Annotated in this window: 19 protein-coding genes, 1 tRNA gene and 1 pseudogene; 8 read left to right on the top strand and 13 right to left on the bottom strand. The window is 64.3% G+C overall.

The window, feature by feature from the left end:
* Positions 1-30: 30 nt before the first annotated feature.
* On the bottom strand, positions 31-582 hold the full coding sequence (gene dcd, locus QU44_RS15355; protein WP_033923281.1) for a dCTP deaminase: 552 nt from the start codon (positions 580-582) through the stop codon (positions 31-33).
* 137 nt (positions 583-719) lie between these two features.
* Between dcd and QU44_RS15350 the strand changes: the two genes are divergently transcribed.
* Positions 720-1,667, top strand: coding sequence for a DUF808 domain-containing protein (locus tag QU44_RS15350; protein ID WP_033923280.1), 948 nt, complete (start codon positions 720-722; stop codon positions 1,665-1,667).
* A gap of 18 nt (positions 1,668-1,685) precedes the next feature.
* Here QU44_RS15350 and QU44_RS15345 read toward each other — a convergent pair whose 3' ends face one another.
* The 3 genes from QU44_RS15345 to QU44_RS15335 are packed head-to-tail and all read right to left on the bottom strand — an operon-like array spanning position 1,686 to position 3,340.
* On the bottom strand, positions 1,686-2,147 hold the full coding sequence (locus QU44_RS15345) for a cytidine deaminase (protein WP_231621768.1): 462 nt from the start codon (positions 2,145-2,147) through the stop codon (positions 1,686-1,688).
* 14 nt (positions 2,148-2,161) lie between these two features.
* Positions 2,162-2,842, bottom strand: coding sequence for a glycoside hydrolase family 25 protein (locus tag QU44_RS15340; protein WP_052134944.1), 681 nt, complete (start codon positions 2,840-2,842; stop codon positions 2,162-2,164).
* 15 nt (positions 2,843-2,857) lie between these two features.
* Positions 2,858-3,340, bottom strand: coding sequence for a UPF0262 family protein (locus tag QU44_RS15335; protein WP_033923279.1), 483 nt, complete (start codon positions 3,338-3,340; stop codon positions 2,858-2,860).
* 112 nt (positions 3,341-3,452) lie between these two features.
* On the opposite strand from QU44_RS15335, the gene QU44_RS15330 reads away from it, so the two are divergent.
* Positions 3,453-4,964 carry a replicative DNA helicase gene (locus QU44_RS15330; RefSeq protein WP_033923278.1) on the top strand — a complete coding sequence of 504 codons (1,512 nt, stop codon included), beginning with the start codon at positions 3,453-3,455 and terminating at the stop codon, positions 4,962-4,964.
* 49 nt (positions 4,965-5,013) lie between these two features.
* Here the strand turns inward: QU44_RS15330 and QU44_RS15325 are convergent, their stop codons facing one another.
* On the bottom strand, positions 5,014-6,009 hold the full coding sequence (locus QU44_RS15325) for a 2-hydroxyacid dehydrogenase (protein ID WP_033923277.1): 996 nt from the start codon (positions 6,007-6,009) through the stop codon (positions 5,014-5,016).
* 94 nt (positions 6,010-6,103) lie between these two features.
* On the opposite strand from QU44_RS15325, the gene QU44_RS15320 reads away from it, so the two are divergent.
* Positions 6,104-6,586: an SH3 domain-containing protein gene (locus tag QU44_RS15320; RefSeq protein ID WP_033923284.1), complete on the top strand. Its 483-nt coding sequence runs from the start codon at positions 6,104-6,106 to the stop codon at positions 6,584-6,586.
* A gap of 36 nt (positions 6,587-6,622) precedes the next feature.
* Here the strand turns inward: QU44_RS15320 and QU44_RS15315 are convergent, their stop codons facing one another.
* Positions 6,623-7,819 (bottom strand): acetyl-CoA C-acyltransferase, encoded by a 1,197-nt coding sequence (locus QU44_RS15315; RefSeq protein WP_033923276.1) that lies wholly within the window; start codon positions 7,817-7,819, stop codon positions 6,623-6,625.
* Between the two features lie 130 nt (positions 7,820-7,949).
* On the opposite strand from QU44_RS15315, the gene QU44_RS15310 reads away from it, so the two are divergent.
* From QU44_RS15310 to QU44_RS15300, 3 genes are all read left to right on the top strand, one after another.
* A complete protein-coding gene (locus QU44_RS15310; RefSeq protein WP_033923275.1) occupies positions 7,950-8,690 on the top strand; it encodes a prepilin peptidase in 741 nt (246 codons plus the stop codon).
* A gap of 18 nt (positions 8,691-8,708) precedes the next feature.
* Entirely contained in the window at positions 8,709-10,118 is a 1,410-nt protein-coding gene (locus tag QU44_RS15305) for a coniferyl aldehyde dehydrogenase (RefSeq protein ID WP_033923274.1), read from the top strand.
* A gap of 158 nt (positions 10,119-10,276) precedes the next feature.
* Entirely contained in the window at positions 10,277-11,353 is a 1,077-nt protein-coding gene (locus QU44_RS15300) for a DUF475 domain-containing protein (RefSeq protein WP_033923273.1), read from the top strand.
* Between the two features lie 8 nt (positions 11,354-11,361).
* Here the strand turns inward: QU44_RS15300 and QU44_RS15295 are convergent, their stop codons facing one another.
* Genes QU44_RS15295 through QU44_RS15270 form a run of 6 tightly spaced genes read right to left on the bottom strand, consistent with a single transcriptional unit; the run spans position 11,362 to position 17,266 of the window.
* Positions 11,362-11,775 carry a Na+/H+ antiporter subunit G gene (locus QU44_RS15295; RefSeq protein ID WP_033923272.1) on the bottom strand — a complete coding sequence of 138 codons (414 nt, stop codon included), beginning with the start codon at positions 11,773-11,775 and terminating at the stop codon, positions 11,362-11,364.
* The gene (locus tag QU44_RS15290) at positions 11,772-12,041 is read right to left on the bottom strand and encodes a K+/H+ antiporter subunit F (RefSeq protein WP_033923271.1); all 270 of its coding nucleotides are present in this window, start codon (positions 12,039-12,041) and stop codon (positions 11,772-11,774) included. The genes QU44_RS15295 and QU44_RS15290 overlap by 4 nt, the downstream gene beginning before the upstream one ends.
* Positions 12,038-12,529, bottom strand: coding sequence for a Na+/H+ antiporter subunit E (locus QU44_RS15285; protein WP_033923270.1), 492 nt, complete (start codon positions 12,527-12,529; stop codon positions 12,038-12,040). The genes QU44_RS15290 and QU44_RS15285 overlap by 4 nt, the downstream gene beginning before the upstream one ends.
* The gene (locus tag QU44_RS15280) at positions 12,526-14,079 is read right to left on the bottom strand and encodes a monovalent cation/H+ antiporter subunit D (protein WP_033923269.1); all 1,554 of its coding nucleotides are present in this window, start codon (positions 14,077-14,079) and stop codon (positions 12,526-12,528) included. Before QU44_RS15280 ends, QU44_RS15285 begins: the two co-directional genes overlap by 4 nt.
* A complete protein-coding gene (locus QU44_RS15275) occupies positions 14,076-14,432 on the bottom strand; it encodes a Na+/H+ antiporter subunit C (protein WP_197054348.1) in 357 nt (118 codons plus the stop codon). The genes QU44_RS15280 and QU44_RS15275 overlap by 4 nt, the downstream gene beginning before the upstream one ends.
* 8 nt (positions 14,433-14,440) lie before the next feature.
* Positions 14,441-17,266, bottom strand: coding sequence for a monovalent cation/H+ antiporter subunit A (locus QU44_RS15270; protein WP_033923268.1), 2,826 nt, complete (start codon positions 17,264-17,266; stop codon positions 14,441-14,443).
* A gap of 284 nt (positions 17,267-17,550) precedes the next feature.
* On the opposite strand from QU44_RS15270, the gene QU44_RS15265 reads away from it, so the two are divergent.
* Both QU44_RS15265 and QU44_RS19005 read left to right on the top strand, forming a co-directional pair.
* Positions 17,551-17,793, top strand: a complete 243-nt coding sequence (locus tag QU44_RS15265; protein ID WP_052134942.1) for a hypothetical protein — start codon at positions 17,551-17,553, stop codon at positions 17,791-17,793.
* Positions 17,790-18,809: pseudogene (locus QU44_RS19005) on the top strand (recombinase family protein); the annotation flags it as partial. The gene QU44_RS15265 and the pseudogene QU44_RS19005, both read left to right, overlap by 4 nt.
* A 499-nt stretch (positions 18,810-19,308) precedes the next feature.
* Here QU44_RS19005 and QU44_RS15255 read toward each other — a convergent pair.
* A tRNA-Leu gene (locus QU44_RS15255) sits at positions 19,309-19,392 on the bottom strand.
* Positions 19,393-19,494: the final 102 nt, after the last annotated feature.

Genomic DNA, 19,494 nt, shown 5'->3' with positions numbered 1-19,494 from the left:
GTATCGCTCAACTACTTTCGGATCGGGGTCTTACAGCCGTGGCAGCGTAACCCCGCGCTGGCCCATATATTTGCCCGCACGATCGGCATAGCTGGTCTCGCACACCTCGTTCCCCTGCAGGAACAGGAACTGGCACGCGCCCTCATTGGCATAGATTTTCGCCGGCAGCGGCGTGGTGTTGGAAAATTCCAGCGTCACATGCCCCTCCCATTCGGGTTCGAGCGGGGTGACGTTCACGATGATTCCGCAGCGCGCATAGGTCGATTTGCCGAGGCAGATGACCAGCACGTCGCGCGGCACCCGGAAATATTCGACTGTCCGCGCCAGCGCGAAGCTGTTGGGCGGGATGATGCACACATCGGTCTTGCGATCGACAAAGCTGTTCGAGTCGAAATTCTTGGGGTCCACCACCGCGCTGTCGACATTGGTGAAGATCTTGAACTCGTCGGCGACCCGCGCGTCATAGCCATAGGATGACAGGCCATAGCTGATGCAGCCTTCACGCCGCTGCGATTCGGTGAACGGTTCGATCATCCGCCTGGTCGTGGCGGCTTCGCGAATCCAGCGGTCGGACAGGATCATGGATGACTTCCCCTTTGCGCCGCTCTTCGCCGCTTTCCTGGCCATGGGCAAGGTTCGAGCGATTACTATTAGCGTGACCGGCGCAACCAATTGGCGGCATATGCGTCGCGCACAGGATTGATGGCGAAAGGGACGACATGGCCGGGGGATTAGTGGCGCTGCTAGACGACGTGGCGGCGCTGACAAAGCTGGCGGCGGCGTCGCTCGACGATGTCGGCGCGGCTGCGGCGCGGGCGGGCAGCAAGACGGCGGGGGTAGTGATCGACGATGCCGCGGTCACCCCGCGCTATGTCGTCGGCCTGCCGCCACAGCGCGAATTGCCGATCATCGGCAAGATCGCGATGGGTTCACTCAAGAACAAGCTGTTGTTCCTGCTGCCCGCGGCGCTGGCGATCAGCGCATGGCTGCCCTGGGCGCTGACGCCGCTACTGATGATCGGTGGCAGCTATTTGTGCTTCGAGGGTGCCGAAAAAGTCTATGAAGCCTTGTCGGGCAAGGAACATGGGGCAGAAGTAGCGGCGATCACCGATCCCGCCGAGCTGGAGGACCGGCAGGTATCGGGGGCGATCCGCACCGATTTCATCCTGTCCGCCGAAATCATGGCGATTGCGCTGGGTGAACTGGGCGGCGGATCGATCTGGCAACAGGCAATCGTGCTGGCGCTGGTTGGCCTGGTCATCACGGTCGGCGTTTATGGCGTGGTGGCGATCATCGTGAAGATGGATGATATCGGCCTGCACCTGGCAGCCGGGCAGGGCAGCAGCGCCGCTTTTGGGCGCGGTCTGGTCAAATCGATGCCAGTGCTGCTCAAGACGCTGTCGATCGTCGGCACTGCCGCGATGATCTGGGTCGGTGGCGGCATTATCGTGCACGGCCTGGCCGAGTTCGGGCTGGCCGGGATCGAGCACGTCATTCACGATGTCGCGGTTGTCGCCGGTGGCGCGATCGCGGGTGCGCGCGGCGTGCTGGAATGGCTGGTCACCGCATTGGGCGCGGCGATCGTCGGGTTGATCGTCGGCGGCGCGATCGTCGCGATCCTGCACCTGTTGCCGAAAAAGGCCGGGGCAGCGGCCCCGGCGCACTGATCCGCCAGAGAAGCGGCGTCAAAGCCCCAGGTCGGCGGGGCCGAAGGCGTGCGGCAACAAGTCGCGCAGGCGGTGGGTTTCGATCCGATCGCCCTGCGCGCCGGCGCAGAATACCGCGATGTCGCGACCGCCAATGCCCGCCGCTTCGTTCAGCACCTGGCGGCAGCGCCCGCAGGGGCGCACCGGATCGGTGCCGGTGGCCACGCCATCGACCTGCATCCCGCCGATCACCCCGATCGCCGTGACATCGCGAAGCCGCCCCGCCGCGCTGAGCGTCGCGATCGCCACCGTTTCGGCGCACAACGACAAGCCGTAGCTGGCATTTTCGAAGTTCGCGCCGGTGACGATCGTGCCATCGGTCAGCAGTACCGCCGCGCCGACCGAAAAACGCGAATAGGGCGCATGGGCGTTGCGCGCGGCAACCCGCGCCGCCGCGATCAGCGCGGCGGGGTCGATGGCGATAGCGTCAGCCGGGTTCACGGGGTTCGTCTGGGTCAAGGTGCCACCACATTCCAATTTGTCGGCCGCTCAATCCCGTTGACGCGGCGCATCGGGTTCGCCTGCCACATGCGCCACCCCTGCGCCAGATAGTCGGGCTTGCGAAAGGCGCGTGCTGCCCAGAAGGTGCGGTTGATGGTTTGGCTAAGCTGATATTGCGCCTCGAACGCCGGGGTTACGCGCAGCAGCGCGGGTTTGCCGGTGTGGCGTTCGACGCGCGCCAGAAATGCCCGCACCTGCCCCTGCATCGCGCCGCGCGTCGGGGCGGGAATGCAGTTGGAGTCGAGGTCGAACGCGATGGCGACCGGCAGCGAATCGCCGGTGCGCGGAACGGTTGCATTGAAATGATCGGCTTGTTCGGTGCCGGGGCGGCAGGGCGCATAGAGGTGCATCGCCCCGCGCCGCACCCCTGCGGCGGGTAGCGCCTGCCAATGGCCCGCAAAGGCTTCGTCGCGCATATTGTCACCGGCGGTGGCCACCAGATAGGCGAAATCCACGCCCGAGGCATGCGCGACATGCCAGTCGATCGCGCCGGTGGCGGCGCTCACATCGACGCCCTGCACCGGATAATCCTCGATCGATGGTCGCCATTGCCCCGCGTACAGCCAGCCGCCGCCGGCAACGACCGCTGCCGCGCCGACCGCGATCAGCAGCCGTCCCAGCCCCCAGAAATGCACCGCCTGAAAGTCCCTTTATGATTTGATGTGCAGCACGCAGATCAGCGTGAACAGCCGCCGCGCGGTATCGAAATCCACCTCGATATTGCGCGCCAGCCGCTCCTGCAGCAACTCGGCCGCCTCGTTATGCACCGCGCGCCGCGCCATATCGACGGTTTCGATATGATCGGCGGTGGCGCTGCGAATCGCCTGATAATAGCTGTCGCAGATCGCGAAATAGCTTTTGATCGGCCGCTGGAAACGCCCCATCGCCAGCACCAGCGTTTCGAGCGACGATCCGTCCTCACGCGCCATCGCCAGCGCCAGCCGCCCTTCCTCGACACTGATCGTCAGCTTGTAGGGGCCGGCATAGCCATCAGGATGTTCGCGCAACGGTTTGAAAAAATTGCCTTCGAGCAGATCGAAGATCGCAATTCGCCGTTCCTGTTCGATATCGGCATTGCGCCACAGGATCGTGCGTTCGTCCAGACTGACGTCGATGATCCTGGGGTCGGCCATAGCGTTCTCGCGATAACCCTTTGCCGCGCAAGATCAACGGGGCACAGAGTTCTGCGCGTTATCCACAGCCATCGTGCCTTGCGCGCCGGGCCGCATTGCCGGATTAGGCACTATGGCAACGCTCCCCGTGATACATACCGCACCCGGCGAAGGGTTGCGCCTCCCGCAGAATGTCGAGGCCGAGGCGGCTTTGCTCGGCGCGATGATGATCGACAACCGACTGGCCGACGATGTCGCCGACATGCTGACGCCCGACCATTTCTTTGAGCCGGTGCATGGCCGCATCTTTTCGGCCATCGGCAAGCTGCGCGGCGAGGATATGCTGGCCAATCCGCTGACGCTGCGCCCGATGTTCGCAGGCGACGAGGGGATGAAGGAGCTGGGCGGCCCTGCCTATCTGGCGCAATTGACCGGATCGGGCGCGGGGCTGATCGGAGCCAAGCAGTTTGCCAAGCAGATATACGACCTGGCGATGCTCCGCACGCTGGTCGAGGTGGGGCGCGACCTGGTCGAAAAGGCGATGGACACGTCGGAGGCGATCAACCCGGCGGCGCAGGTCGAGGCAGCCGAAGAGGCGCTGTTCGCGGTGGCGGCGGGACGCGACACCACCAAGACGATCAAGACCTTTGCACAGGCGACGACTGCGGCGGTCGACATGGCGGCCAAGGCGCTGAATACCGGCGGCGGTTTGTCGGGCGTCACCACGGGGTTCGACAGCATCAACGCGCGGATCGGTGGCCTGCATCATTCGGATTTGATGATCCTTGCCGGGCGTCCGGGCATGGGCAAGACCTCGCTTGCCACCAACATCGCGTTCAACGCCTCGCGCCGCTGGATCGACGACATGGCGCTGGGGATTGCGCCAAAGGATTCGGTGGGGGCGAAGGTCGCCTTTTTCAGCCTCGAAATGTCCGCCGACCAGCTCGCGACCCGTATCCTTGCCGAACAATCGCGGATCAGTTCGGAAGCTTTGCGCATGGGCAAGATCAGCAAGGCCGAATTCCGCCAGCTCGCCGATGCCGCGACCGATCTGCAGAACCTGCCCTTGTTCATTGACGATACCGCCGGCCTGTCGATCAGCGCGCTCCACACCCGCGTGCGCCGGCTCAAGCGGACGCTGAAGGACGATTTGAAGTTCATCGTCGTCGATTATCTTCAGCTGCTATCAGGGTCGAACAGCCGCGCGAGCGATAATCGCGTACAGGAAATTTCGGAAATCAGCCGCGGGTTGAAGACACTGGCCAAGGATCTCGACGTGCCGGTGATGGCGCTGTCGCAGCTAAGCCGCGCGGTCGAGCAGCGTGAGGACAAGCGCCCGATGCTGTCGGACCTTCGCGAATCGGGGTCGATCGAGCAGGACGCCGACATCGTGTTCTTCGTCTATCGCGAGGATTATTACGTCGCCGCGCGCGAGCCCAAGCGCCCGGTGGAAGGCGACGATCCGCGCGTGTTCGAAGACCATCAGAAATGGCATATGGAAATGGAACGGGTCTATGGCCTGGCCGAGCTGATCATCGCCAAGCAGCGCCACGGCGCGACGGGCAAGGTGATCCTGAAGTTCGAGCCCGAGATTACGCGGTTCAGCGATTATGCCGGGCCGCAATATGCGGGGCCGCTGGAGTAAGGCTAGTGCTCGTCATTCCCGCCTTCGCGGGAATGACGAAGGCAGGTGCCTAGACCCAGCCTTCCAGCACCTGGTCGGGCGGGCGGTGGCCGTCGGCCCAGACGCGGATATTGGCGATCACCTTTGCCCCCGTAGCAGCCCGGCCCTCGAAAGTCGCCGATCCCATATGCGGGGTCATCACCACATTGGGCAACGCCAGCAGCCGCGGGTCGATCGCGGGTTCGTGCTGCCACACATCGAGTCCCGCGCCCGCCAATCGCCCGCCCTCCAGCGCGTCGATCAACGCCTCTTCGTCCAGGATGCCGCCGCGCGAGGCGTTGATGACGTAAACATGGGGGCGAAGCAGCCCGATGCGGCGTGCATCGATCAGGTTTTCGCTGTCGGCGTTGCGCGGGGTGTGGATCGTCAAAATGTCGATCGCCGCCAACATCTCGTCGAGATCGGCATGCCAGGTTGCGCCGAGCTGCGCCTCGAGCACGCCGGGCAGGCGATGGCGGTTATGATAATGGATCGTTAGCCCGAAGGCGCGCGCGCGGGCCGCAACCGCCTGGCCGATGCGGCCCATGCCGACGATGCCCAGCACCTTGCCGCCGATGCGATGACCCAGCATCGCGGTGGGGCTCCATCCGGTCCACGCGCCCGATCGCACCAGTTTCTCGCCCTCGCCCAGCCGGCGGGGGACGCTTACGATCAGCGCCATCGTCATGTCGGCGGTATCTTCGGTGAGCACGCCGGGGGTGTTGGTGACCATGATCCCGCGTGCGCGCGCGGCCTTCAGGTCGATATGGTTCACCCCGGCACCATAGTTGGCGATCAGCTTCAGCCGGGGGCCGGCCGCTGCGATCAGGTCCGCGTCGATGCTGTCGGTGACGGTGGGGACCAGCACGTCGAAATCGGCCATCGCCGCGGTCAGCGCCGCGCGGTCCATCGGCACATCGTCTCGATTAAGGACGGTATCGAACAATTCGAGCATTCGATCCGAAGCGCCATCGGGCAGCGCACGGGTTACTATCACTTTGGGGCGGGCGGATCGCTGATCGGGCATATTATTCGATTGGCCTTGCCTTCGTTGCCAGTCAACGCCTTGAAGGCTGGCTGATCGACGCGCTACGGGGGAGTCCATGGGTACTATGGATAGGATGAAACGCAAACGCGGCTGGATCGCGGCGGCGGTCGCGCTGGCGGTGATCGTCACGCCGGCGGTGGGGCAGCAGCGCAAGCCGCCTTATTATGCGTCGATCGCAGCCAGCGAAGCGCGGATGCGGACCGGCCCAGGGCGCAATTACCCGGTGAGCTGGGTGTATGTGCGCGCCGACCTGCCGATCCGGGTGATCGACATTTATCGCGACTGGCGCAAGGTCGAGAGCGTCGACGGCACCAGCGGCTGGATGCAGGTGGGCCTGCTGAGCGATCGTCGCACCGGGATCGTCCAGGGCGGCATTACCGAACTGCGCGAATCGGCGAGCGCCGACGGGCGGGTGGCGTGGCGTGTCGCGCCGGGCGTCGTCGGCCGGGTCATCGGCTGTACGCGCGGCTGGTGCCGGATCGATGTGAAGGGGCGCGGCGGCTATATCGAACAGGCGCGGTTATGGGGTGTCGCGCCCGATGAGGACATCAACTGACTTGCTCCCCTCCCTGGAAGGGAGGGGAAAAGCGGCTCAGCCGATCAGTTCGACCGCCATCGCGGTAGCTTCGCCGCCGCCGATGCACAGCGAAGCAAGCCCGCGCCGCGCGCCCTTGGTCTCGAGCGCCGACAGCAAGGTTGCCAGGATGCGCGCGCCGCTGGCGCCGATCGGGTGGCCGAGCGCACAGGCACCGCCGTGAACATTGACCACCTCGTGCGACAGCCCCAGATCGCGCATCGCGATCATCGCGACACAGGCGAATGCTTCGTTGACCTCGAACAAATCAACATCGCCGGTGCTCCATCCCGCCTTTTCGAGCGCTTTGCGCATCGCGAACACCGGTGCGGTGGTGAAGCGGGACGATGCGTGCGCGTGGCCGGCATGGGCGACGACCCGCGCGACCGGGGTGAGGCCGAACTTCTCGGCGATCGACATGCGCGTCATCACCAGCGCCGCCGCGCCATCGGAGATCGACGAGGCGTTGGCGGCGGTGATCGTGCCGTCCTTCGAGAAGGCGGGTTTCAGCGTCGGTATCTTGGCGATGTCGCCGCGCGCTGGCTGTTCGTCGAGCCGGACGGTGGTGACGCCTTTGCGGCCCTTGACCTCGACCGCCACGATCTCGCGATCGAACGCGCCCGAGATTTGCGCCTGCTGCGCGCGCTGAAGGCTGGCGATCGCGAAATCATCCTGCGCGGCGCGGGTGAACTGATATTCGGCGGCGGTGGCTTCGGCGAAGCTGCCCATCAGCCGACCGGGTTCATAGGCATCCTCGAGCCCGTCGAGATACATGTGATCCTTCATCACGTCATGGCCGATGCGCGCGCCCGATCGGTGGCGCTGCGACAAATAGGGGGCGTTGGTCATGCTCTCCATGCCGCCGGCGACGATGAAATCGGCGGTGCCTGCCGCCAGCGCCTCGGCGGCCATGATCGCTGCCTGCATGCCCGATCCGCACATCTTGTTGAGCGTCGTCGCCTCGACATGGTCGGGCAGGCCGGCACCCAACGCCGCTTGCCGCGCGGGGGCCTGGCCAAGACCGGCGGGCAGGACGCAGCCCATGTAGATACGCTCGATCGCCTCGCCCTTCAGCCCCGCGCGTTCGACCGCGGCCCCCACTGCCGCCGCGCCAAGCTGGGTCGCGGTGGCGTCGGTCAGGCAGCCCATGAAGCTGCCCATCGGGGTGCGGGCATAGCTGGCGATGACGACCGGATCGGCGGGGTTGGATGACACTGGAATTTCTCTCGATTTTGGTTTCCGCCGATCTAGGGGGCGGGAGGCGGCTTTGCAAAGCCGGGGGCGCTGGGCATCGACCGGCGGGACGGCTAGGCGGGCGGGATCGCGGCGACGGGAAGGGTGATATATGATCTGGCCGGTGTTGCTCGGTACGCTGGGGGCGGTGTTTGGCAGTTTCATCGCCACCGTCGCGATCCGCTGGCCGCAAGGGCGCTCGGCATTGCACGGACGGTCGGCCTGTGACGGGTGCGGCAAGCCGCTGCGCGTGATCGAATTGGTGCCGATCCTGAGCTTCGCGGTGCAGCGCGGGCGATGCCGGGCATGCGGCACGCGAATCGCGATCGGCCATCCGGTGACCGAAGTCGCAGGGCTGGTGATCGGGGTGAGCGCGGGGCTGGTCGCGCCGGGGATCGAGGGCGCGGTGGGGGCGCTATTCGGTTGGCTGTTGCTGGCGCTGGCGGCGATCGACTTGGCGGCCTTCTGGTTGCCCAACCCGCTGGTGCTTGCGCTGGCGATCGGCGGGTTGGCTGGCGGCGCGGCGAGGCTGCCGCCACCGCTGTTCGACCGGGCGATCGGCGGGATGGCGGGGTTCGGCGTGCTGTGGCTGGTCGCCTTCGTCTATCGCCGGGCGCGCGGGCGGATGGGCTTGGGCGGGGGCGATCCCAAATTATTTGGCGCGATCGGGCTGTGGCTGGGGTGGCAGGCGCTGCCCCAGATATTGCTGGCGGCCTGTATATTGGGCATCCTTGCCGCATTGCTCCTGCGGCGGACGCGGGCAAGCGATCGGCTGCCGCTGGGCACGTTGCTGGCGATTGCCGCTTATGGTTGGTGGCTTGTCGCGGTCGGCGGATCGCTTACACTGGTGTAAACAACCGGGAGCGGACGCATGCAATCGATCCTAGACGGCCAACGCGCCGCGTTCATGGCCGAACTGCCGGTCACGCTCGACGCCCGGCGCGACCGGTTGAATCGTGCGATCGCGATGCTGATGAGCAACCAGCAGCGTTTCTGCGCCGCGCTGAGCGACGACTTCGGCCATCGCAGCCAGGAACAGTCGCTGTTGACCGACATCGCCGCGTCGATCGCGCCGCTTCGCCATGCGCTCAAGCATCTCGATCGCTGGTCGCGGCCCGAAAAGAAGCCGGTGCTGTTTCCGCTGGGGCTGCTCGGCGGGCGGGCGCGGGTGGAATATCAGCCCAAGGGGGTGGTCGGTATCATCGCGCCGTGGAATTTCCCGGTGAACTTGGTGATGAGCCCGCTTGCCGGGGTGCTGGCCGCGGGCAATCGCGCGATGGTGAAGACCAGCGAATTCACGCCCCGCGTCGCCGCGTTGTTCGAAGAGGTCGGCGCGCAATATTTCGATGCCAGCGAAGTCGCGTTCGTGTCGGGCGGGGCCGATGTCGGCAAGGCGTTTGCCGCGCTGCCGTTCGACCACCTGCTGTTCACCGGCGCGACCGGCATCGGACGGCATATCCTGCATGCCGCCGCCGACAATCTGACGCCGGTGACGCTCGAGCTGGGCGGCAAATCGCCGGTGATCCTGGGCCGATCGGCCGATTTCGCGCGCGCGACCGAGCGGGTGGTGATCGGCAAGATGCTCAACGCCGGGCAGATCTGCCTCGCGCCCGATTATCTGCTGGTCCCTGCCGACCGCGAGGACGAAGCGGTGGCCGGGCTACAGGCGGCGGCTAGCGCGCTGTATCCCACTTTGCTCGCCAATCCCGATTACACCGCGATCATCAACGATCGGCATCACGAACGGCTGACCGGCTGGATCGACGATGCCCGCGCCAAGGGGGCCGAGGTGATCGTCGTGAACCCGGCGAACGAGGATTTCGCCGCGTCGAACAGCCGCAAGCTGCCGCTGCACATCATCCGCGGCGCGACCGATGCGATGACGGTGATGCAGGAGGAAATCTTTGGCCCGATCCTGCCAATCCGCACCTACGACACGATCGACGGTGCGATCGCCGAGGTGAATCGCCGCGATCGTCCGCTGGCGTTGTATCATTTCGGCACCGATGCGGGTGAGCGCCGCCGCGTGCTCGACCGTACCATTTCGGGCGGGGTCACGCTCGACGATGTGGTGTTCCATGTCAGCCAGGAGGAATTGCCGTTCGGCGGCATCGGTCCCTCGGGCATGGGAGCCTATCATGGCGAGGCGGGATTCCGCACGTTCAGCCATGCACGGTCGATCTATCAGCAGCCCAGGCTGGACGTTGCCAAGCTTGCGGGGCTGAAACCGCCCTATGGCACGACCACCCGCCGATCGATCGCGCGGCAGATCAGGGGATAGCGCCCGACACGCGCCGCCATATCAAGCAGCTTGCGATCCGGGCCAACATCTCCGAAAGCGTCTTTTGACCTGGCGGGACGTTGTAGCACCGTGGCAGTTACCCCGACGTCGGGGGCTGATCGTACTCGACCGCCGGACGCAAGGATTAGAATTCACTGATGTTCCAGTTTTTCAAAGGCTCTTTGGTCTTTACCGTCATCTGCGTCGCGTTGGGGGCATGGCTCGGCTGGAGCATGACCGGCAGCGTGGCGGGAACGCTTGGCGTGCTGTGGATCGTGCTGGTGCTCGGCGTGCTCGAAATATCGCTGTCGTTCGACAATGCGGTGGTCAACGCCTCGGTGCTGAAGGACATGGACGAGATCTGGCGGCGGCGATTTCTGACCTGGGGCATCCTGATCGCGGTGTTCGGGATGCGGATCATCTTCCCGGTGGTGATCGTGGCGATCGCGGCCTCGCTGGGACCGATCGAGGCGGTGCGGCTGGCAGCGAGCGATCCTGAGCAATATCAGCGGATCATCACCGGCGCGCATATCGGCATTGCCGGTTTTGGCGGTGCGTTTCTGGGCATGGTCGGGCTGAATTTCTTTTTCGACAGCGACAAGGATGTGCATTGGATCGGCGTGGTTGAGCGCCAGCTCACGAAATTATCATCGGTCGACGCCATCGCGATCGCGATCCTGCTGTCGGCGCTGTACGGCATTTCGACGATGCTGGATCCGGCGGATGCGTTCACCTTCGTCATCGCCGGCATTTTCGGGCTGCTGGCCTATATCGCGGTGCAGGCGGTCAATTCACTGCTCGAAGCGCCCGAACAGGTTGATTCGGCGGGGAATGTCACCGGAATCGTCGTGCGCTCTGGCTTTGCCAGCTTCCTGTATCTGGAATTGCTCGATTCATCCTTTTCGTTCGACGGGGTGATCGGTGCGTTCGCGCTGACCAACAACATTTTCATCATCGCGCTTGGCCTTGGCATTGGCGCGATGTTCGTCCGGTCGATGACGATCATGCTGGTCGAAAAGGGCACGCTCGCGCAATATCGCTTCCTTGAGCATGGCGCGTTCTGGGCGATCCTGGCGCTGTCGGCGATCATGCTGCTGTCGGCGCGGTTTCATATCCCTGAGACGATCACCGGGCTGATCGGTGCCGCGTTTATCGTGACGGCACTGTGGCGGTCGGTACGCTGGAACCGGGCCAATCCGTCGTTGGATGTGCATGCTGTCGATGTGAAGCCTTGACCTAGCGGTCAGGTGTTGGCGGTCGAGGCCGGGGTGTCCTGTTCGGGAGCTTCGAACGTTGCCCAGTCGCCGCCCGTAGCGGGGCGGGGCGGGGGGCCGGCGATGCTGTCGCGATCAGTGATCGCGCCGATCCGCACGCGGTGCAGATGGACCTTTGCAATCATGTTCGCCGAAATCGGCGCGGTGATGAACAGGAACAGCGAGATCAGCACTTCATGCGCCGACCACATGCCGAGCTTTGCCTGGAAATAGAGCATCGAGGCCAGCAGCAATGCGCCGAGGCCAAGCGTCGTCGCCTTGGTAGGGCCGTGCAGCCGCTCCATCGTCGAGGGCAGGCGAACCAGCCCCCAGCTGCCGATCAGGACGAAGCCGCCGCCGATCAGCACCAGGATAGTGACCATGATGTCCATCACGCCGTTCATTCGATGATGTCTCCGCGCAGGATGAACTTGCAATAGGCGATGGTGCTGACGAATCCGACCATCGCCAGCAGCAGGGCGGCTTCGAAATAAGTGTCGGCCCCGGTCATCATGCCGATCAGCACGATGACGGCGATGACGTTGATCACCATCGTGTCGAGCGCGACGATCCGGTCGCCCAGCGCCGGCCCCTTGAGCAGCCGATAGCCGTTGAACAGCAGCGACAGCGTAACCGCACCGGCGGCGATCTGAAGCGCGATGGCGATCATGCGAACACCTTTTGCAGCGGCGCTTCATAGCGCGACTTGATCCGTGCGATTTCGGCGTCGGCATCCTCGACATCGAGCGCATGGACCAGCAGATATTTGCCATCGGCGGATACGTCGGACGATACCGTGCCGGGCGTGAGGCTGATCGTGCCGGCGAGCACGGTGATCGCCTCGGGGCTGGTGAGGTCGATGGGGATCATCAGCCATTGCGATCGGAGATCACGGTTGCGCCGGAACAGGATCAGCCGGGCGACGTGAAAATTGGCGATGACGATGTCGTATAGCACGATTCCCAGATAGCCCAGCAGCGCCCGTCCGAAGCGAATGGTCGGTCGGTCTGGCCAGAACGGCTCGGTGAATTTGGGCAGGACGATGCCGAGCAGCGATCCCACGACAAACCCGCCAAAGGTGATGCTGTTCGCCATCAGCAGCCATACGACCAGCAGCATCACGGATAGCGCGGGGTGGGGCAGGATGCGTTTGATCATCGCGGCGTCTCGCTCTGGCCCTGGCTTTGGCCCTGGTCGCCAAGCACTGCGGCGATATAGCGATCGGGCGCGTATATCTGGGCGGCGATTGCCTGTGCCTCGCCCGTCGCCCATCCGGCTCCCAGGGTGAGCAACGCCAGCAACGCCACCAGCGCGCCGGGCGCGATGAACTCTGCGCGCACCCGATCGGGGCAGGCGATCGGCGCGGCGTCGGCCGGGGCGGCCTTCCAAAAGATCACGCTGCCGCTGCGGGCAAAGCCGATCACGCCGATCAGGGTGGTGCACAGGATCGTCGCCCAGATCAGCCACCACGGCGCGACCGGGAAGGTCGTTTGCAGGATGAACAATTTGGCGACGAAGCCCGATAGCGGCGGCAGCCCGGCGGCGGCGATGGTGGCGGCCAGGAACAGCAGCCCTGTGGCCTGCTGCCCGGCAAAGCGCGGGCTGGCGACGGTGGCGTCGCTATATTGGCCGCGCCGGCGCAGCGTGACATCGGCGACCAGGAACAGCGCCGCGCCCGACAGCACCGCATGCACCAGATAAAAGACCGCAGCCGCCGTCGTCGCCTGGGTCCAGCAGGACAGCGCCAGCAGCAACGTGCCGGTCGATCCGACAATCGCGAACGCCGCCTGTTCGCGCATCGCCCGCGCGGTGAAGACCCCGGCAAAGCCGATGATCGTGGTCAGCGCGGCGGCGGGCAACAGCCACGGCGCGGGCACCCAGGCGGCGGCACCTGCCGAATCGCCGAACATCAGCGGGACGGTGCGGATCATCGCATAGACGCCCACCTTGGTCATGATCGCGAACAGCGCCGCGACGACCGGGGTGGTGGCGGCATAGGTGCACGGCAACCACAGATGCAGCGGCACGATCGCCGCCTTCAGGCCGAACACCGCAACCAGCAACAGCCCGGCCATGCGGATCAGCCCCTGATCTTCAGGCCCCAGTGCCGCGATGCTGCGCGCCAGATCGGCCATGTTGAGCGTGCCCGTCAGGCCATAGAGCAGCCCCAGTGCGATCAGGAACAGCGCCGATCCGACGATATTGACGACGACATAGGCAACGCCAGCCTTCAGCCGCGCCGCGCCCTGGCCGTGGAGCATCAGGCCATAGGAGGCGATCAGCAGCACTTCGAAAAAGACGAACAGGTTGAACAAATCACCGGTGAGGAATGCGCCGTTCAGGCCGAGCAACTGGAAATGGAACATCGGGTGGAAATGCCACCCCTTGCGATCGACGGCGGTGACGATCGCGTGGACCATCACGATCATCGCCAATGCCGCCGCCAGCACCAGCATCATCGCCGACAGCCGATCGAGGACCAGCACGATCCCGAATGGCGCGGGCCAGTCGCCCAGCGGATAGGCGCGGATCGCATCGTCCTGCGCGACCGCGAACAGCGCCAGTGCGGCGACCAGCATCGCGGCGCATCCGGCCAGCGACAGCGCAACCCCGATCCGCCGCCGCCGGCGCATCGCCAGCATCGCCAGCGGCGCGATGATCGCGGGAATGACGACTGGCGCAATGACCAGATGATCGACCAGGTTCATGGGCGCGTCTCGTCGCTCGGAGCGTCGACGATGCCGTCCACCTGATCCGAACCGCTTTCGAGGAAGCTGCGAAGCGACAGGATGACGACCAGCGCGGTCATGCCGAAGGTTATGACGATCGCGGTGAGCACCAGCGCCTGTGGCAGCGGATCGGCATGTTCGGTCAGCCCCTTGGCATAAAGCGGCGGGCGATCAACGATCAGGCGGCCGATCGCGAACAGAAACAGGTTTACGGCATAGGATAACAAGGTCAGCCCCAGCACCACCTGAAAGGTGCGGCCACGCAGCGCCAGATAGATCCCGCCCGCGACCAGCACCGCGATGGCGCTGGCGACCAGAAACTCCAGGCTCAATCCAAGGGTCATTCCGCCGCCTCGCCTTCGACGATGTCTTCGTGCCGGGCGGCGCGCTGGGTGACGTGGCTTAGCTGTGCCAATGCCATCATCACCGCGCCGACCACGACGCTGAGTACGCCCAGGTCGAACAGCGACGCGGTGGCCAGTTCGAACTTTCCGATCAGCGGCAGGGTGAAATAGCCAAAGCTGCTGGTCAGGAACGGCGCGCCGAACACCAGCGAGCCAAGGCCGGTCGCGACCGCGATCAGCACGCCATAGGCGATCAGCGGATGCTCACCGATCTTGCGCCGTTCGTCGGTCCAGTCGAAGCCCGAGGCGAGATATTGCAGCAGGATAGCGATCGACACGACCAGCGCCGCGATAAAGCCGCCGCCGGGCTGATTATGCCCGCGCAGGAAGATATAGACACCGACCAGCATTGCCAGCGGCAGCAACAGGCGGGTCGCCATCACGAACATCATCGGATGGCGCTCGGGCGAATGCGGCATGTCCTTTCGCCACGACCGCAGCCGCCGACCGGCCACGCCGCGCGCGGCGGGTTCGAGCAGCGCGAAGATAGCAAGGCCCGCGATCCCCAGCACGATGATCTCCCCCAGCGTGTCGAATGCGCGGAAATCGACCAGCGTGACGTTGACGACATTGGTGCCGCCGCCGCCCGAATAGCTGTTCGCCCAATGGAAGGCGGATACCGAATCGCGGATGTCGCGCGTCATTACCGCCCAGGCGGCCCAGCCGGTGCCGATGCCGGCAACCACCCCCAGCAGCGCATCGCGCGCGTGCCGTGCCTTGCCCGAAAGCCGTGGCGGCGTCTTTGGCATCAGGTGCAGCGCGAGCAGCAGCAGCAGGATGGTGACCACCTCGACCGAAATCTGCGTCAGCGCCAGATCGGGGGCGGAGAGGTGGACGAAGGCAAGCGCCATGACGAGGCCGATGACGCTGATGAACACCAGGGCAAGAAAGCGTTGCCGCTGCGCCACCACGACCGCCGCGGTGGCGGCGACCAGCGCGAACCAGGCGACGATCGCGATGTCCGATGCCGGCTGAGTCACGCGGGTGCCAGCAGTGATGCCGCCGCGCGTGAGCATCGCATCAATGCCAAAGGCGACCGCGACGGCGAACAGCATGAACAGATAGCGTTGCAGCGACGCCGCGTGGATCGCCAGCGACGCGCGGCGGGTGAGGCCCACTGCCGCCGCCATCGCGCTGTCGAACAAAGATTTGGCGTCGGGCGCGCGATGCCTGGCCGCCCAGGCCGCGATCGGCTCGCGCCGCCAGAGCAGCAGTGCGCCGATCACGACCGCGCTGATGCTGAGCGCCAGTGCGGGGTTCACCCCATGCCATAGCGCGAGGTTGAGCGCGGGCGGGGCGGCACCGATCACCGCGCCGGTGGCGGCGATCACCAGCGGCCCGGCGATGGTCATCGGCAGCAGCCCGAAACCGATTGCGAGCAACACCAATGCTATCGACGGGCCGATCATCGCCATGCCCGGATCATGCGGCGCGGCGACGTCGCCGGTGGCGCGCGCGCCGAAGAACAGGCCGGCGGCGTAGCGTAGCGAATAGGCGACCGACAAGGTCGCCGCGATCGTCGCCAGCAGCGGCACCAGCAGCGATTGCCCGGCAAAGGCGGTATGGACGCTTTGCTCAAGCATCATCTCTTTCGAGATGAAGCCGCCGAGCGGCGGAATCCCAGCCATCGCGGCGGCGGCGAGCGTGCCCAATGTCGCGGTGAGCGGCATCAGCGCGGCAAGCCCGCCCAGCCGGGTGATGTCGCGCGTGCCGGTCTCGTGATCGACGATGCCTGCGTTCATGAACAATGCCGCCTTGAACGCGGCGTGGTTGAGGATGTGGAACACCGCCGCAGCCGCCGCTGCGGGCGTGCCGAAGCCGAGCAGCATTACCATCAGCCCCAATTGGCTGATCGTCGAATAGGCAAGGATCGCTTTCAAATCGTTGCGGAACAGCGCGGCGCCTGCGCCGAACAACATCGTCGCCAGCCCGGTCGTGGCGACCAGGTAAAACCACCAGTCGGTCCCCGCCAGCACCGGCCACAGCCGGGCCAGCAGGAAGACGCCCGCCTTCACCATCGTCGCCGAATGGAGATAGGCGCTGACCGGGGTGGGCGCGGCCATTGCGTGTGGCAGCCAGAAATGGAACGGGAATTGCGCCGATTTGGTGAATGCGCCGAGCAGCACCAGGATGAGGATGGCGGGGTAGAGCGGCGATGCCTGCACCAGATCGCCGCGCGTCAAGATCGTCGCCAGCTCATAGGAGCCGGCGGCCTGGCCAAGCAACACCATCCCGGCGATCAGCGCCAGCCCGCCGCCGCCGGTCACCGCCAGCGCCATCCGCGCGCCCTGCCGCGCATCGGCGCGGTCGCGCCAGAAACCGATCAGCAGGAACGACGACAGGCTGGTCATCTCCCAGAACACCAGCATCAGCAGGATATTGTTCGACAGCGCGATCCCGACCATCGCCCCCTGAAACAGCATCAGGAACGACAGGAACCGCCCGGTCGGCTCGTCCTTTGCCAGATACCCTTGGGCATAGATCGCGACGAGCAGCCCGATCCCCAAAATCAGCCCGGCGAACAACAGCCCCAGCGGATCGAGCCACAGGCTGAAATCGAGGCCAAGTGCCGGAATCCAGCCGATCCGCGCGGTGAGCGACGTGCCCGCCAGGACGGTCGGGGCCGCCGACAGCAGCAGCGCAAAACCGATCGCGCTCGCCCCGATCGCAATCGCCATATGCACGCCGCGCGTGGCCCGGGCGAGCAGCGCCAGCACAATCGCGGCGAGGAATGGCAGTGCAGTCAGAACGGTAAGCAGCATCAAGCTTTTCTTTCGGCAGCCTGAATGCGTTACCCATCACGCGCCGCAATGGCGACCCGCGAATTGAAAAATCGGCGAAATTGTCAAGGAAACCGCGCGCGCACGCTGCGGCGCGGAAAAACTGGTGCCCAGAATCGGAGCGCTATCGAACCAGTTATTCTCGACTCTGGAAAACTGGAACCGCATTCTAAAGGCTCAGACAGTCCGTCCGGTAGCCGCCAACGACACAACGAAGCCGCGCAAATCCCCCCGATCCAAGCGAGCCTCCCGATTAGGAGGCTGAAATGGATAAACCGCCTTCTCTTCTGTTCGTATCGCTTCGGCTGACATTTGAAGAGAAGGCTCGGCTTCAAGCCGATGCCGCTGGAATGCCCGTATCGGAATATATGCGCTGGCGGTTGTTTGACCCGAACAATCCACCCCCGCGTCGGCGTGGCAAGAATCCGGTCAAGGACCACAAGGCGTTGGCTCAGGCCCTCGGGCTGCTGGGCCAATCGCGCATTTCTTCAAATCTCAACGCGCCATGACACAAGGTCATCGCAAAGCGGTCATTTATGCCCGCGTCAGCAGCACCAAGCAGGTGAAGGAAGGCGACGGAATCGCCAGCCAGATTACGCGATGCCGCGTCTATGCAGAGCAACACCATTGCGATGTGGTAGAAACCTTCACCGACGATATGTCGGGAAGTGTGCTGAGCCGTCCTGGAATGAAGGCGATGATCGCCTTTCTAAAGAGGCAAAAGGCGGATCAAGTCGTTGTCATCATCGACGACATATCCCGTCTCGCCCGTTCACTTGAAACGCACCTCGCCTTGCGGGTTGCGATCAAGAACGCAGGCGGTTTGCTGGAATCGCCGTCGATTGAATTTGGCGACAGCTCGGACAGCATCCTTGTCGAGAACCTTCTTGCCTCGGTGTCACAACACCAGAGGCAGAAAAATGGCGAGCAAACCAAGCACCGGATGGTTGCGCGTATGATGAACGGCTATTGGTCGTTCCGCGCTCCCGTCGGGCTGAAATATGTCCGTGTGAACGGTCACGGTAAGCTCTTGCATCGTGACGAACCTATCGCCTCGGTGATCCAGCAGGCTTATGAAGGCTTCGCTTCGGGCCGCTTCGGCGGGATGGCGGAAATAATGCGCTTCCTGCAATCGCAGCTCGCATGGCCTGCGACCATGCGGAAGACTCTCACCATCGAACGCGTCGCCGAACTTATGAGCCGCCCGCTCTACGCTGGTTATATCCATGCCCCCGAATGGGGCATTGTCATGCAGCGCGGTAAGCATGAGGCCATTATCTCGCTGGCTACCTACCAAGAGGTTCAAGACATCATCCGTGGCAAGTCCCGCGTGTTTACACGCAAGGATGTGAACGAAGATTTCCCGCTGCGTGGCTATGTCACCTGCTCCGATTGCGGCACGGCCTACACGGCTTGCTGGAGCAAGGGCCGTTCGGCTCGTCATCCTTATTATTTGTGCCAGAGCAAGGGCTGCGTTTCGCGTGGCAAGTCCGTTCGTCGCGATCTGCTGGAAAGCCAATTCGACGCCATGCTTCGGACTTTGCGCCCGACGCCTGAACTTTTCGGTCTGGCCTCGGAAATGTTCCGCGATTTGTGGAACGCCCGCATGGCCTCCGAACAGTCAGACGCCAAGCATATGCGGAGCGAAGTGATCCGCATTGAACGCCAGATTGAACAGCTTGTGGATCGGATCGTCGCCTCAGACGTGTCGAGCATTGCGACGGCGTTCGAGAATCGCGTTCGCAGTTTGGAAATTGAGAAGGCTGCGCTCAGGGAAAAGATCGCTCTTTGCGGTCGTTCGGCTGCGGACTTCGATACAACTTATCGAACCGCAATGGAGTTTCTAGAAAACCCTTATAAATTATGGGTTTCCGACAACATTGCAGACAAGCGCACGGTGCTGAAGCTGGCTTTCGCAGAGCCGATTGCATATGCTCGAAATGAGGGGTTTCGAACCGCCGAAGCGGCGATTCCCTTTAAGATTTTCAATGCGTTAGAACGAATGAACTCCGAAGAGTCCGAAATGGTGCCCCTGGCCGGACTCGAACCAGCACGCCTTGCGGCACTCGATTTTGAGTCGAGCGCGTCTACCATTTCACCACAGGGGCAGTGCGCCGTCGCTAACCGATGCTGCGCGCGGGGGCAAGATGCAACGACGGGGGTGTTTGATCGGTTCGGACGCTCGGAAAGCTACAAAAGCTACACTACGT

It is taken from the genome of Sphingomonas sp. 37zxx, from assembly GCF_000786205.1.
GTDB lineage: Bacteria > Pseudomonadota > Alphaproteobacteria > Sphingomonadales > Sphingomonadaceae > Sphingomonas.
This window is presented reverse-complemented; position numbering and strand designations above follow the sequence as displayed.

Bases quoted from the DNA above. Each gene is read 5' to 3' on its own strand.
- dcd (WP_033923281.1), bottom strand. From the start codon at position 582: ATGATCCTGTCCGACCGCTGGATTCGCGAAGCCGCCACGACCAGGCGG.
- QU44_RS15350 (WP_033923280.1), top strand. From the start codon at position 720: ATGGCCGGGGGATTAGTGGCGCTGCTAGACGACGTGGCGGCGCTGACA.
- QU44_RS15335 (WP_033923279.1), bottom strand. From the start codon at position 3,340: ATGGCCGACCCCAGGATCATCGACGTCAGTCTGGACGAACGCACGATC.
- QU44_RS15330 (WP_033923278.1), top strand. From the start codon at position 3,453: ATGGCAACGCTCCCCGTGATACATACCGCACCCGGCGAAGGGTTGCGC.
- QU44_RS15325 (WP_033923277.1), bottom strand. From the start codon at position 6,009: ATGCCCGATCAGCGATCCGCCCGCCCCAAAGTGATAGTAACCCGTGCG.
- QU44_RS15320 (WP_033923284.1), top strand. From the start codon at position 6,104: ATGAAACGCAAACGCGGCTGGATCGCGGCGGCGGTCGCGCTGGCGGTG.
- QU44_RS15310 (WP_033923275.1), top strand. From the start codon at position 7,950: ATGATCTGGCCGGTGTTGCTCGGTACGCTGGGGGCGGTGTTTGGCAGT.
- QU44_RS15305 (WP_033923274.1), top strand. From the start codon at position 8,709: ATGCAATCGATCCTAGACGGCCAACGCGCCGCGTTCATGGCCGAACTG.
- QU44_RS15300 (WP_033923273.1), top strand. From the start codon at position 10,277: ATGTTCCAGTTTTTCAAAGGCTCTTTGGTCTTTACCGTCATCTGCGTC.
- QU44_RS15295 (WP_033923272.1), bottom strand. From the start codon at position 11,775: ATGAACGGCGTGATGGACATCATGGTCACTATCCTGGTGCTGATCGGC.
- QU44_RS15290 (WP_033923271.1), bottom strand. From the start codon at position 12,041: ATGATCGCCATCGCGCTTCAGATCGCCGCCGGTGCGGTTACGCTGTCG.
- QU44_RS15285 (WP_033923270.1), bottom strand. From the start codon at position 12,529: ATGATCAAACGCATCCTGCCCCACCCCGCGCTATCCGTGATGCTGCTG.
- QU44_RS15280 (WP_033923269.1), bottom strand. From the start codon at position 14,079: ATGAACCTGGTCGATCATCTGGTCATTGCGCCAGTCGTCATTCCCGCG.
- QU44_RS15270 (WP_033923268.1), bottom strand. From the start codon at position 17,266: ATGCTGCTTACCGTTCTGACTGCACTGCCATTCCTCGCCGCGATTGTG.
- QU44_RS15265 (WP_052134942.1), top strand. From the start codon at position 17,551: ATGGATAAACCGCCTTCTCTTCTGTTCGTATCGCTTCGGCTGACATTT.